Annotated in this window: 11 protein-coding genes; 8 read left to right on the top strand and 3 right to left on the bottom strand. The window is 70.1% G+C overall.

Features of this window, described 5'->3' with window-relative positions:
• Positions 1-92: 92 nt before the first annotated feature.
• Entirely contained in the window at positions 93-1565 is a 1473-nt protein-coding gene (locus KF823_04955) for a transglutaminase domain-containing protein (protein ID MBX3725249.1), read from the top strand.
• A 120-nt stretch (positions 1566-1685) separates the two neighbouring features.
• Entirely contained in the window at positions 1686-2051 is a 366-nt protein-coding gene (locus tag KF823_04950) for a cupin domain-containing protein (GenBank protein ID MBX3725248.1), read from the top strand.
• Between the two features lie 463 nt (positions 2052-2514).
• Here KF823_04950 and KF823_04945 read toward each other — a convergent pair whose 3' ends face one another.
• Positions 2515-3045 carry a hypothetical protein gene (locus KF823_04945; protein MBX3725247.1) on the bottom strand — a complete coding sequence of 177 codons (531 nt, stop codon included), beginning with the start codon at positions 3043-3045 and terminating at the stop codon, positions 2515-2517.
• A 115-nt stretch (positions 3046-3160) separates the two neighbouring features.
• Between KF823_04945 and KF823_04940 the strand changes: the two genes are divergently transcribed.
• The 3 genes from KF823_04940 to KF823_04930 all read left to right on the top strand — a co-directional run bounded on the left by KF823_04940 (position 3161) and on the right by KF823_04930 (position 7262).
• Positions 3161-4888 carry a DUF1800 family protein gene (locus KF823_04940; GenBank protein MBX3725246.1) on the top strand — a complete coding sequence of 576 codons (1728 nt, stop codon included), beginning with the start codon at positions 3161-3163 and terminating at the stop codon, positions 4886-4888.
• Between the two features lie 4 nt (positions 4889-4892).
• Positions 4893-6275: a DUF1501 domain-containing protein gene (locus tag KF823_04935; GenBank protein MBX3725245.1), complete on the top strand. Its 1383-nt coding sequence runs from the start codon at positions 4893-4895 to the stop codon at positions 6273-6275.
• Between the two features lie 297 nt (positions 6276-6572).
• Positions 6573-7262 (top strand): phosphoribosyltransferase, encoded by a 690-nt coding sequence (locus KF823_04930; GenBank protein ID MBX3725244.1) that lies wholly within the window; start codon positions 6573-6575, stop codon positions 7260-7262.
• A gap of 165 nt (positions 7263-7427) precedes the next feature.
• Here the strand turns inward: KF823_04930 and KF823_04925 are convergent, their stop codons facing one another.
• Positions 7428-9068, bottom strand: a complete 1641-nt coding sequence (locus KF823_04925) for an FMN-binding glutamate synthase family protein (GenBank protein ID MBX3725243.1) — start codon at positions 9066-9068, stop codon at positions 7428-7430.
• Positions 9069-9206: 138 nt separating this feature from the next.
• On the opposite strand from KF823_04925, the gene KF823_04920 reads away from it, so the two are divergent.
• Together KF823_04920 and KF823_04915 are read left to right on the top strand one after the other, a co-directional pair.
• Positions 9207-9989: a TatD family hydrolase gene (locus KF823_04920; protein ID MBX3725242.1), complete on the top strand. Its 783-nt coding sequence runs from the start codon at positions 9207-9209 to the stop codon at positions 9987-9989.
• 70 nt (positions 9990-10059) lie between these two features.
• Positions 10060-10842 carry a ferredoxin--NADP reductase gene (locus KF823_04915; GenBank protein MBX3725241.1) on the top strand — a complete coding sequence of 261 codons (783 nt, stop codon included), beginning with the start codon at positions 10060-10062 and terminating at the stop codon, positions 10840-10842.
• A gap of 117 nt (positions 10843-10959) precedes the next feature.
• On the opposite strand, the gene KF823_04910 is transcribed toward KF823_04915, so the two are convergent.
• Positions 10960-12522: a hypothetical protein gene (locus tag KF823_04910; protein MBX3725240.1), complete on the bottom strand. Its 1563-nt coding sequence runs from the start codon at positions 12520-12522 to the stop codon at positions 10960-10962.
• A 104-nt stretch (positions 12523-12626) separates the two neighbouring features.
• Here KF823_04910 and KF823_04905 point away from each other — a divergent pair, with 104 nt between their 5' ends.
• Positions 12627-13370, top strand: coding sequence for an N-formylglutamate amidohydrolase (locus KF823_04905; protein ID MBX3725239.1), 744 nt, complete (start codon positions 12627-12629; stop codon positions 13368-13370).
• The last annotated feature ends 177 nt before the right edge of the window (positions 13371-13547 follow it).

Raw genomic sequence — 13547 nt, 5'->3', positions numbered from 1 at the left:
GTGTCCTCCCCTCGGCCGCGGCTGCGCCTCGCCCCGCCAAAGCACCGGGCCGGCAGGTGCGGGCGCCGCGCCCGGGATGCCATCATGGCGCCATGCGCCGACCCACCTGCCCGATGAGTGTCGCTTTCCAGGTCCTCCTGCTGGCTGCCCTGCTCCTGCTGCCGCAGACCGGCCTGGCAACTCCAGCCCGGGCGGACGAGGCCGACGAGCAGTGGCTGCGCGTGGTGCTGGAAGGCCGCAAGGTGGGGCATGCCCATTTCCGGACGCTGCGCACCGGCGGCGAGGTTCACACCAGCCAGGTCATCGAACTGTCGCTCGGCCGCGCCGGCGTACCGGTGCTGATGCGCATCGAGGAGCGCCATGAAGAAACCGCTGCGGGTGAGCCGCTGGCGTTCTTCGCGACCAGCACGCTCAGCGGCCTGACCATGTCGGTGTCCGGCAGGCGCCGGGCCGATGGCCGCTTCGAGGTGCGCTCCGGGCGGGGCGACGGCGAGCAGGGTGCAGTGCGCGAGATCGACTGGCCGAGCGGCGCCCTGCTCGCCCATGGCGCCGAACTGCGCCTGCGGAACCTGGGCACGCGCCCTGCCGCCAGCACGCGCATCCAGCTTTTCCAGAGTCTGTTGCAGGAAGCCGTGGCGATGGACCACACGGTCATCGGCCCGACCTGGGTCGACCTTCCCGAGGGCCGGCTGCGGCTGACCGAGGTGCGCCAGGTGCTGGCCCTGCCCGACGGCGAAATGGTCAGCCGTGGCTGGCTGGACGAGCGCCTGCGCCTGCGCCGGATGACCATGGACATGCTGGGACAGGAACTGGAGATGATCGAGTGCGACCAGGCCTGCGCCACCGCCGCCAACCAGCCGGCCGAGATCCTGGAGACCGCCCTGCTGACGTTGCCGCGCCCGCTTACCGCCGGAGACCGCAGCCGCCCGATGCGCCTGGCCCTGCGCAGCGAACGTCAGCCGCGCGACTGGCCGGGCATCGATGGCCAGCGCGTGCTGGCCATCGATGCCGAGCGCTGGGCCCTGCACCTGCGCGACCCGGCCGGCGGCGATCCGGTACCGCCGCCGGTGGCTGCCGATCTTGCCCGCACCGATTGGCTGGACCACGACGACCCCGATGTCCGTGCCCTGCTGCCCAGCGACCTGGACGGCTCGCCCAAGGCCGCCATGGAACGCCTGACCGGCCTGGTCGGTCGACACATCCAGCACAAGACGCTGGCAGTCGGCTACGCCAGCGCCAGCGACGCGGCACGGCTTCGGGAGGGCGACTGCACCGAGCACGCGGTCCTGCTGGCCGCCCTCGCCCGCGCCGCCGGCATCCCGGCACGGGTCGTCACCGGCCTGGCCTACAGCACCGAGTTCGGCGGACCGGCCTTCGTCCCCCACGCCTGGGTCGCGGCCTGGACCGGCAAGTCCTGGCAGGCCTTCGATGCCGCCCTGCCCGGGCAGGCGCAACTGCGCATCGCCGTCCATGCCGGCGATGGCGATCCGTGGCGCTTCTACGGCGGTGTCGAGGTGCTGGGCGATCTGGCCATCGAGGCAATCGGGGCGCTGCCCACGCCCTGACCGGCGACAACAGTTGCCCGACCGCTGCGACGGTATCGCCTCGGACCGCCCCTCCCCGCCGGCACTTGCCGGGTCGCTCCGACTCGCCGACACTCGACGTCGTCGTGCCCGCGGGGCCTCATGTCCGACCGTGCCATCAACCTGCGCGACAAGCTGGCCCTGATCTCCGAGCAGTGGTCGCCGCGCGTGGTCGCGGAAATGAACGACTACCAGTTCAAGCTGGTGCGCCTGCAGGGTGAATTCGTCTGGCATGCCCACGCCGACACCGACGAGACGTTCATCGTCCTCGAAGGCCACATGATCCTGGAGTTCAGGGACCGGGCCGTGGCGATGGCGCCAGGCGAGCTGTACGTCGTGCCTCGGGGTGTCGAGCATCGGCCCGTGGCAGCAGGGGAATGCTGCGTTCTGCTCGTCGAACCGCGCGGCGTCGTCAACACCGGCGACGCCGGCGGGACGCTCACGGCACGCAACGACGTCTGGGTCTGACCGCCCCAGTCCGCTCCCGATTGCCCGGCCCACGGCAGTCTGGCTCTCGCAACGAACCTGCGCCCGGCAAGCAGCCGTTGTCCGGGTGCCTCCGGACAGGTTCCGACCGAGCGCCGAAAGCCGACCCGCGCGCTCGACGTTCGGTGGCGCTGGCAGCTTGTTGGAAAACGACCGTCCTGGTCGTTTTCCAAGGCGTCCGTCCGGCGCGGGTCCGGACACGCTCCCGTCGAGCCAACCGCTTGCGCAATGGCTTCGCCGAGCGGCCATCCATGGCCGCAGCCAGCACCCTGTGCTTCAACAGCCTGCCAGGTGAGGTCTGATCAATTTCAGACCTTGCCTCCGGCCCATGGACGGGCCGGCGCGAATCAAGCACGCATGTGCGTTGTTCATCGGAGCCGGGCACGGACATGTGCCGCGCCCGGCGACTCTGATCAATGCCGGGACGGGCTTGATCAGACCTTCCCTAGTCCCCGCCGGATCCGCCGAAAGGCTGCCCGGCAACCTCGGGCGCCCCCTCGAAGTCATCGGCGAACAGCTCCGGCACGACGCGGATGGAGCCCATCATGCCCTGGGCGAAATGGAAATCGCAGAAGTACGGATGCTCTCCAGGACCGACCAGCAGGCGCTCCGCCTGCTTGCCGCTGGTGATCGAACCGATCGGGCTGCCCGGGTCGATCACGGCCTGGCCGCCGTTCACCGTCCCCCCATAGAGCGGGTGCATGCCGAAGTTCGGCACGGCCCTGAAACGGACCACGGTGCCTTCGCTGACGGTCACGCAGCGCGGCCGGTAGCGGAACGGGTTGGTCGGGTCGTCGTTGGCGATCTCCACCATCGCCTGGCCCCGCCGGTCGACAAAGGCCCCGTCCGTGCAGCCGTTCAAGGCGAACGCCGAGCGGCAGGACAGGCCGGCGGCGAGCAGCACGAGCCCGGCCAGCACTGCCCGCCGGGAAAATCCGCGGCGTCCGCGGGTCCCGCTGGAAAGCGTGCGTTCCATCACAGTTCGAGTCCGGCAGCAGTCGTTAACCTTCGCGGCGTAACACTTGTAAACTCAGCGCCGCACTGCGCCCGATTGTAGGCAATGTGCTGGACGACCTCCAAAGGGGGAGGACATGGGGATACGCACACGACGAGCCGCCGGCTGCCTGGCGGCGATGGCGCTGCTTGCCGGGACGGCGCAGGCGGGCGACCACCTTTTCGACGCCAATTTCAGCGAACGACCCGAAGGCCCGCACTCCGACGCCCAGGCGGCCCGGTTCCTGACCCAGGCAACCTTCGGCCCGACGCTGGCGGAGATCGCCCGCCTTCGCGGCCTGGGCTACCACGGCTGGCTGGCGGAGCAGCGCGCGCTTCCCCCCGGCCTGCACCTTCCCTACCTGCAGGGCCAGGCGGCCGGCGGCATGGACATCTACCAGAACAGCCGGCAGGAAGCCTGGTGGCTGCGCAGTCTGCGCGGCCAGGACCAGCTGAGGCAGCGGGTCGCCTTCGCGCTCAGCGAGCTCCTGGTGGTGTCGGACCAGGGCGGCGCCATCGAGGGCCACCCCATGCCGATGGCGCTTTACTACGACCAGCTGGTGAACGGCGCCTTCGGCAACTACCGAATGCTCCTCGAGCAGGTGACGCTCAGCCCGGTGATGGGCCACTACCTGTCGATGTTCAAGAACCGCAAGCCCGACCCCGCGGAGAACATCCGGCCCGATGAGAATTACGCCCGGGAGATCCTGCAGCTGTTCTCAGTCGGCCTGGTCAGGTTGAACGCGGACGGCACCCAGATTCTGGTCGGCGGCCAGCCCGTGCCCACCTACGACCAGCACACCATCCGTGGCTTCGCGCACGTGTTCACCGGCTGGAACTGGGCCAACTGTCCGCGCACCAATGGTGGCCAGCCCTGGCAGTGGCAGTGGTGCCCCTCCGGCCCGGTCGACTGGCCGAACCCCGGCTGGGACGCTTCCTGGTTCCTGCCCATGGAGGAGTGGGAGCAGTACCACGCCAGCGAGGGTGGCAAGCAACTGCTCGCCTACCCGGGCGTCACCCTGCCTTCCGGGCAGCTTCCGGAGGGCGGCACGGCGCGCGGCGACATGACCGCGGCGCTCGACAACATCTTCAACCATCCCAACGTGCCGCCATTCATCGCGCGGCACCTCATCAAGCGGCTGGTGACCAGCAATCCCAGCCCGGCCTACGTTGGCCGCATCGCCGCGGTCTTCGCCAACAACGGCGCTGGCGTGCGCGGCGATCTTGGCGCGACGGTCACCGCCCTCCTGCTCGATCCCGAGGCACGCAACCAGCCCGCGCCCACCAGCGCCGCGGGCAAACTTCGGGAGCCTTTGCTGAGGCTCACCCATCTGTGGCGCGCGCTCGACGCTCGCGCGGACGATGGCCGCTATCGCGAGTGGAACACCGAGTTCTGGCTCGGTCAGGCCGCCTTGCGCTCGCCGACGGTGTTCAATTTCTTCCAGCCCGACTATCGGCCGCCCGGCGAGCTCTACCAGCTCGGCCTGGACGCGCCGGAATTCCAGATCACCACCGACACGACGATCGCCAGCGTCGCCACCGGCCTGGGCGCCAAGGTGTTCTGGGCCTGGCGCGGCCAGCCCGGCCAGGACCCCGAGGACGTCGTGGTCGACCTGGGTCCTGAGGCGGAGGTCGCACGGAACGTCGTGCGCCTGGTCGATCGCTACGACCTGCTGTTCATGAACCGCACCATGAGCGACTTCATGTTCGACACGCTGGTCGCCTACCTGTCCACCTTCCCGAACACCGCGTCGGGCAGGCGCCAGCGCGTGCAGGAAGCCGTCTGGTTGATCCAGTCCTCGCCCGAATACGCCATCGAACGGTGATGCCATGAAGCGACGCGATCTGATACGCAGTGCCCTGTGCGCTACCGCGGGTTCGGCGTTGTTCACCAGCCTGGGCGGGAAACTGGACCTTGCCCACGCCGCTGCGGGGGTCTCCCCGTACCTTCGCGGCAGCGGCTACCGCGCCCTGGTGTGCGTCTACCTCTACGGCGGCAACGATTCCTTCAACACGGTGGTGCCCACCAGCGGCCCGGAGTACGGCCAGTACCAGGGCGTGCGCGGCGCCCTGGCGCTCAGCCAGGCCTCGCTGCTGCCGCTCAACCCGAGCGCCCCCCCGCTGGGCGGCGGCAGCTTCGGTCTGGCACCGCAATTGCCGCAGCTGCGCGCGCTGTTCAACCAGGCGAACTCGCCGCTCGCCATCGTCGCCAACGTGGGCGCGCTGCTCCATCCGATCACCCGGGCGCAGTACCTGGCCGGTTCGGTGCCGGTCCCCGCGCAGCTGTTCTCGCACAGCGACCAGACCGTCACCTGGCAGAAACCCGCTGCCGACCATCCCTCGCGCCGTGGCTGGGGTGGCCGGCTGGCCGACCTGTTCCATACCGCCAACCCGAATCCCGACCTGTCGATGAACATCTCGGTGGACGGCGAGAACGTCTTCCAGGCCGGTAACGAGATCGTGCCCTACTTCGTCGGCACCAATGGTGCGGAGAGCATTCCCTTCGTCGACTCGCAGCCGTGGAACGCCAATCGACGGAACGTCTTCGTCGCCCTGCGCGACGCGGCGCACCCTCACCCCATGCAACGGCAGTATGCGACGGTCATGCGTCGCTCGATGAACAACGGCGTGCAGATCAACAGCGCGCTGGCCGGGGCGACACCCCTGGCGACCGCGTTTCCCGACAGCCACCTCGGCCGGCAGTTGCGCATGGTGGCGCGCCTGATCAACGCGCGAAGCGCGCTGCAGATGCAGCGGCAGATCTTCTTCGTCGGTCTTGGCGGTTTCGACACCCACGACACGCAACTCAGCGACCACGCCACCCAGCTCACCGAACTGGACGGCGCGCTGGCGGCCTTCCACGCGGCCACGGTGGAAATGGGCCTGGCGAACCACGTGACCACCTTCACGGCGTCGGAATTCGGCCGCACCTCGACGATCAACGGCGACGGGACCGACCACGGCTGGGGCGGACACCACTTCGTGCTGGGCGGCAGTGTCGTCGGCCGGCGCATCTACGGCCGGATGCCCAACCTTGCCGTCAACGGTCCGGACGATGCCGGCTGGGGTCAGATCATCCCCACCCTGGCAGTCGACCAGTACGCCGCCACGCTGGCCCGCTGGTATGGCGTGGCGCCCGGCGACCTGGCCACCGTGTTCCCGAACATCGGCCACTTCAGCAGCGCGGATCTGGGCTTCATGGCCGCCACCTGACATTCGGTGGCATCCGCTGCCCCAGCGCCTTGGGCGCCCCCCCCTTGAAGCCCGGCGCTGTGTGTCGCCGCGGACTGGACCGGCGGGTCGATCGAAGGCAACCTGTGCTTCGGCCCTGAGGCGCCACGCGAGGACCTCGCCGTGCAAGCGGTCGAACGGGCCGGGGGTCCGCTCGGACAAGCGCCGGAGGGCGATTGCAGGAACCTCAGGGACGATCGCCTTCGGAGGCCAGCTTGGGCGCTCGATGGGCAGAACGGTCCTCATCCGTCCCGACCCGCGCCATGGGGAGCCCTACGCATGCCCACGCCCATTGCCCAGGCCCTGCCCTTCTCCGACCGGATCGATGCGGCCGAACAGCTGGCCCGTGCCCTGTCCGCCCACCGTGGCCGCCATCCCCTGGTCATGGCCATCCCGCGAGGCGCGGTGCCCATGGCACGGGTGATCGCCGACCGCCTTGACGGGCAGCTCGACGTGGTTCTGGTGCGCAAGATCGGCGCGCCGGGCAATCCCGAGTTCGCCGTGGGCGCCATCGACGAATCGGGCTGGTTGTATGTCACACCGCACGCGGGTCGGGTCGGGGCCGACCAGGATTACTTGCGGCGCGAATCTTCGCGGCAACTCGCGCTGATCCGCGAACGGCGCGCCCGGTACACCCCCGGACGGGGGCCCGTCGACGCGCGCGGCCGCGACGTCATCGTCGTCGACGACGGCATGGCCACCGGCGCCACCATGCGGGCAGCGATTCACGCCTTGCGCAGACAGGATCCGGCCGGCCTGACCTGCGCGGTGCCGGTGGCCGCTCCCTTGGCAATGGGCGCCATTTCGCCACACGTCGACTCGCTGGTCTGTCTGGCCGCACCTGAATGGTTCGAAGGGGTGGGACAGTTCTACCTCGACTTCCGTCAGGTTGAGGACAGCCAGGTGACCGCCGCGCTGTCCGGCAGCAGCCGCCCTGCGCCCGACCCGCCGCCCAGCCTGGATCCTTGATGGGGCCGCAAAGCGAGCCTCTCGGGATCGCGTTGCGGTGCGGGTAGCCGACCGTTGGACAGTGAAGACGAAGTCGACTCCACCTTGAACTCACCCACGGGAGCAGACCGCGGCACGGCAAGAAGATCGGCGACCTCATGAAGCATGCGGGTCAACGCCCGCTCGTCAACGCCCGGCGGCGAACCCGACACCCAGCCGCTGCCCCGGCGCGAAGGTGTCCGGACGCGCAAGCGGCCAGAATCGCTTGAACACTGCGTGCTCGGGGATGCCATCGAGCAGGGCACCGGGCTCCACCCAGCGGTAGTTGAGCGCCATGGAGCGCACCTGGAAAGGCGAAACGCGGCGGATGATGTGCTCGGGGCCCAGTTCGTCCGGATGGCTCAGGCCGGCGGCCGCCAGGAGGGACTTCAGCGCACTCAGGGTCTGGGCGTGGAAGCGTTGCACGCGCTCGGCCTTGTCGGCCACCACCAGGCCGCGCTGGCGCAGCGGGTCCTGGGTGGCGACCCCGGTCGGACACTTGCCGGTGTGGCAGGTCTGCGACTGTATGCAGCCGAGCGCGAACATGAAGCCGCGCGCCGCGTTGCACCAGTCGGCGCCGAGCGCCAGCGCGCGCGCCAGGTCGAAGCCGGTGATGATCTTGCCCGCGGCGGCGACATGGATGCGCTCGCGCAGCCCGAGGCCGACCAGGGTGTTGTGGACCAGCATCAGGCCCTCGCGCATCGGCACGCCGACATGGTCGGTGAATTCCAGCGGCGCGGCACCGGTGCCGCCCTCGCCACCGTCGACGACGATGAAGTCGGGGCGCAGGCCGGTCTGCACCATCGCCTTGGCGATCGCGAACCATTCCCAGGGATGGCCGATGGCCAGCTTGAACCCGGTCGGCTTGCCGCCGGACAGCTCGCGCAGCCGGGCGACGAACTCGAGCAGGCCGATCGGCGACTCGAACGCGCTGTGCCGGGCCGGCGACAGGCAGTCGACGCCCTCCGGCACGCCGCGCGCCTCGGCGATCTCGGCGGTCACCTTGGCGCCGGGCAGGATGCCGCCCTGGCCGGGCTTGGCGCCCTGGCTCAGCTTGAGTTCGATCATCTTCACCTGCGGGTCGGCGGCCTGCGCGGCGAATCGCGCCGGATCGAAGCGGCCATCGGCCGTGCGGCAGCCGAAGTAGCCCGAGCCGATCTCCCAGACCAGGTCGCCGCCGTGCACGCGGTGGTGGCGCGAGATCGAGCCCTCACCGGTGTCGTGGTAGAAGCCGCCGCGCCGGGCGCCCTCGTTGAGCGCCAGGATCGCTGCCGCCGACAACGAGCCGAAGCTCATCGCCGAGATGTTGAACACGCTCGCCGAATAGGGCTGCGAACAGGACGGACCGATGGTGATGCGGAAGTCGTGGCCTTCGATGCCGGCCGGGGCCAGCGAGTGATTGATCCACTCGTAGTCGTCGCCGTAGACGTCCTGCTGGGTGCCGAACGGCCGGGTGTCGATCTGGCTCTTGGCACGCTGGTAGACCAGGGCGCGTTGCTGCCGTGAAAACGGCACCTCGTCGTTGTCGCCCTCGATCAGGTACTGGCGGATTTCTGGACGGAAATGCTCGAACAGGTAGCGCAGCCTGCCGAACACCGGGTAATTGCGCAGGATCGCCCGCGGTGCCTGGCTCAGGTCGCGCAGACCCACGGCCAGCAGGGACAAGCCCAATGCCGCCAGCAGCCACCAGCCCCAGCCGCCGCCGCGCAGCGCCAGCCAGGTGCCCAGCACCGACAGCGCGACGCTGAGCGGCAGCGCCAGGTAGCGTCCGATCACCAGTCCCCGCATGGGCGCCTCCTTGCCGTTCCAGCCCACAGTCTAGTCGGAGCCGGCGCAACGGCACGTGCACGGGCACCTTGCCGCGCACCGGGCCACTCCGCCTGCGCGGGCGCGCAACCGGACGCGAGGAATGGCACCATGCCCGGCATGCCGCTGTTGTTCGACAGCCATTGCCATCTGGATGTCGCCGAGTTCAACGCGGACCGCGATGCGGTGCTGGCACGGGCGCGCGCCGCGGGCGTGTGTCTTCAGCTGCTGCCGGCCATCGACGCGGCCGGCTGGCCGGCACTTCGCGACCTGTGCGCGGCGACCCCCGGCCTGCATCCGGCCTTTGGCCTGCACCCCCTGTTCATGGACCGGCACCGGCCGGCGCATCTCAAAGCGCTGCGCGACTGGCTGCAGCGCGAGCGGCCGGTGGCCGTGGGCGAATGCGGACTTGACTTCTGGACCGGCAATGACGACGCGCCGGCGCAGATGGCACTGTTCGAGGGCCAGTTGCGGCTGGCGCGCGAGTTCGACCTGCCGGTCGTTCTGCATGCCCGCAAGGCCCTGGACGCAGTGATCGCCGCGCTGCGCCGCACCGGCGGCCTGCGCGGCGTGGTGCACAGTTTTTCCGGCAGTCCGCAGCAGGCCCGGCAGTTGTGGGATCTGGGCTTCCACCTCGGCATCGGAGGTCCGGTCACTTACCCGCGTGCACGCCGCCTGCGGGCGCTGGTGGCCGACATGCCGGCGAACTGGCTGCTGCTGGAAACCGACAGCCCGGACCAGCCGCCGTGCGGTTGCCAGGGGCGCCGCAACGAGCCGGCGCGGCTTGCACAGGTGGTGCTCGAAGTGGCGATGCTTCGCAACGAACCACCGGATGCACTGGCCGCCACAACCACGGCAAACGCCTGTCGCCTGTTCGGGCTGCCGGTACCGGATCAGGCTTGACCTGTATCAAGCGCAGCTTCTGCTGCGGTGCGACAATAGGCCTGCCGTACCCCTTCCCTCCCGAGCGCCAATGGCCCTATCCGCCTTCATCCAGGAGACGATCCTGGACGTCCGCCACTGGACCGACAGCTATTTCAGCTTCACCTGCAGCCGCGACGACGGCTTCCGGTTCGACAACGGCCAGTTCGTCATGATCGGCCTTGAGGTCGACGGCCGGCCGCTGATGCGCGCCTATTCGATCGCCAGCCCGAACTGGGAAGAGCAGCTCGAGTTCTTCTCCATCAAGGTGCCCGACGGCCCGCTCACGTCGCGGCTGCAGCACATCCGGCCCGGCGACACGCTACTGCTCAGCCGCAAGCCGACCGGCACCCTGCTGATCTCCGATGTCCATCCTGGCGGCACCCTCTACCTGCTGGCGACCGGCACCGGGCTGGCACCGTTCCTGGCGATCGTCCGGGACCCGGCGACCTACGAGCGCTTCGACACCGTGGTGCTCACTCACGGCGTGCGCGAGGCACGCGACCTCGCATACCGCGACTGGATCGAGAACGAGCTGCCGCGTCATCCCTACCTGGGCGAGGAGATCGCCGCCAAGCTACGCTACTACCCCGCGGTCAGCCGCCAGCCGTTCACGCACCAGGGACGGTTGACCGAGCTCATGGCCAGCGGGCGGATGCAGAGCGACCTCGGCCTGCCGCCCCTGGACCCGGCGCGCGACCGGGCGATGATCTGCGGCAGCCCCGCAATGCTGGCCGATTTCCGCAGCCTGCTCGACGAACGGGGCTTCAGCGCCTCGCAGAAGATCGGCCAGGCCGGGCACTACGTGTTCGAGCGCGCCTTCGTCGAGCGCTGATCGGCGATCGCTCCTCGCCACGCGGCTGCGGTGGGACCCGGACCGCACGACCCGCACCGGGGCGGAATTGCCGCGCAGTGCGCCGCCATTGCGCCCCGATCGCCAGGGGTACCGCGCTCAGGCGCAGGGCCGGGCGTCGTCGGCGGCGGCTTCTCGATCAAGCACGTCGACGGTCTGGCGATACAGCGCCTGGGCGCGCGCAGGCCGATCGGCGATGCACACCAGGCCGAGCTTGCCGAACTCCGACATCGCCCCGATCAGGTTGAAGACCACGCCCTCCAGGCGCGTCTCGTCGAACTGCAGGCGGTTGCACACCAGGATGTCGATGAGGTCCTCCGGCACCAGGCGCCGGTAGCGCGGATGCACGAGATTGTCGGTGGCGTAGTAGTGGCGATGCTGGCCCAGGGGCGTCATGAAGGTGGCCCTGGCGGCGTCGTAGACGCCGTTGGTGAGGAACTGCAACATCTGGAACGGCAGCGTGGTGCCGCCCTTGCGCAGATTGATCTCGATCGCCCGGTGGCGCCACCCGTCGCCGTCCGGAACCGACACGAAATCCACTGCGAAACGGCCGAGCACGCCTTCGTCGCGCAGGACACCCGCCACCGCCAGGGCGCGCTCCTGGATCGCCACGGCATAGGCCGGGTCGGCCGGGAAGGTGCTGCCCTGGAAGACCTGGCCGCTGCGCCCCGCCAGCACCTGGTCGTGGCTGGAGATGAGCTCCAGGCCGCCCAGCGGGTTGATCCGCACCTGGACCGACGGCGAACGCTTGCCCTCGCCGTCCAGCCAGGCCTCGACGATGCCGCCGTGGCGGCGGAACAGCTCGCCGTAGCGCTCCAGCGGCAGGTCGTCGGCCTCCATGCGCAGGGCCGCCGGAAGGGCCTCCAGGACGCTCGCTGTCCGGGTCGGATCGACCACGTCCTTGCGGTCGAGGACCGCGTTGCCGTCGCCGGAAAAGCCCTCGTTGAGCTTGAACACCACCCGGCGCAGGCCGACGTCGCGCGCGAACAGGGCGGCGGCCCCCTCGGCGGCAGCGGCCAGGTCCGCCAGATCCTCGACGCCGTCGGACAGCTCGATGCCCGCCCGGCGGAAGGCCTCCCGGGAGCCCGACTTGCCGCCCCAGCGACCATGCACGGGATCGCAGGCGTACATCGGGATGCCCAGTCGAACGGCAAGGCTGACCTCGTCGGCGGTCGCGTTGAACACCGACAGGTGGGCGCTGTCCGGGTCGCCAAGCTCCATGCGGATGCGCTCCAGCAGGCGAGGCCGCGCCAGCAGCTTGGCGGTCAGACTGCCCGGACCTGCATCGTGGGCGCTGAGCAGTACCAGGCGACGACGCGCATGGTCTGCGGGAACGCCGGACAGCAGGCTCAGGTAGTAGTCGACCACCACCGGCGCGATCGGAACGCTGGTGACGTAGACGATGCGGGTGCGCGGCAGGCGTAGCAGCATCAGCATGCTGAGCAGGCGCTCCTCGTAGTGGCGGGCGCCGGCGACCTTGGCCAGGACCTCCGCGTCCAGACTCAGGCCCGGCACCACCACCACCGTGCGCGGTGCGCCGGGATCGCGGAACACCTCGCGGAACAGGCCGGGCAGGCGCGCCTGCAGCGCCAGGAAGGCGGCGCGCTCGGCCTTGCTGCTGGCGGCTGGTTCGGTGTGCGGCTGCGGATGATCCGGGTCCATGCCGCCATGGTAGGCGCTCGCGCGCTGAACCGCGCGCTACTGCCGCCCTCCACACGGCGCCGCCGGGATTGAGATGGGCGGCCCGCCCCGGGCAGACTGTCGGCATGCGATTCGAGCCCTATGCCGCCCCGTTCCAGGCCATTGCCGGCAGCCGCGAGGACCTGCTGGTGCTGTGCTGCCACGCCAGCCACGCCATCCCCGACGCGCTCGGCGAACTCGGCCTGACCCCGGTCGACCGCCGGGAACATATCGCCTGGGACCCCGGTGCGCGCGAGGTCGCCCTGGCCCTGGCCACGCGCCTGGACTGCCCTGCCCTGCTGGGAGGGGTCTCGCGCCTGGTGGTCGACCTGAACCGTTCGCCCACCTCGTCCGAGCTGATCCTGGCCGAGAGCGACAACCGCATGGTGCCTGGCAACCTGCGGGTGAGCGACGCCGAGCGCGCGCAGCGGATCGCCGACTGGCACTCGCCCTATCACCAGGCGGTCGATCGCCACCTGGACCGGCTGGCACGATCCGGCATCCGCCCCGCCCTGGTCGCCGTGCACAGCTTCACGCCCGTGCTCTGCGGCCGCGAACGCCCCTGGCCGGTGGGCGTGCTTTGGAAGCACGACCGCCAGCGGGTCGCGGCGCTGATCGGGGCCCTGCAGGCGCAGGGACTGGACGTGGGCGACAACGAGCCCTACGACGGTCATGTCGCCATGGGCTATACCCTCGAGCAGCACGGCGAGCGGCGCGGACTGCGGCACGTCCTGCTGGAACTGCGCAACGACCTGCTGGGCACGCTCGAGCAGACCGACGCCTGGGCCAACCGCCTGGCCGCGGCGCTGGCCGAGGCCGGCTGGCGCTGAGCGCCGACGGCGCCATCCCGGCTCAGCCTGGATTTTTCATGAGGACGCACGCCGGAGGCCGTCGAGATCGCGTCGTGGTGCGGGCAGCGGACCGTTGGACAGTGAAGGCGCAGCCGAGACTCGATCGAGCTGGCCGACCGGGGCAGACCGCGCCGCGGCGCGAAGATCGGCGGCCGC

Source organism: Lysobacterales bacterium (genome assembly GCA_019634735.1).
GTDB lineage: Bacteria > Pseudomonadota > Gammaproteobacteria > Xanthomonadales > UBA2363 > Pseudofulvimonas.
This window is presented reverse-complemented; position numbering and strand designations above follow the sequence as displayed.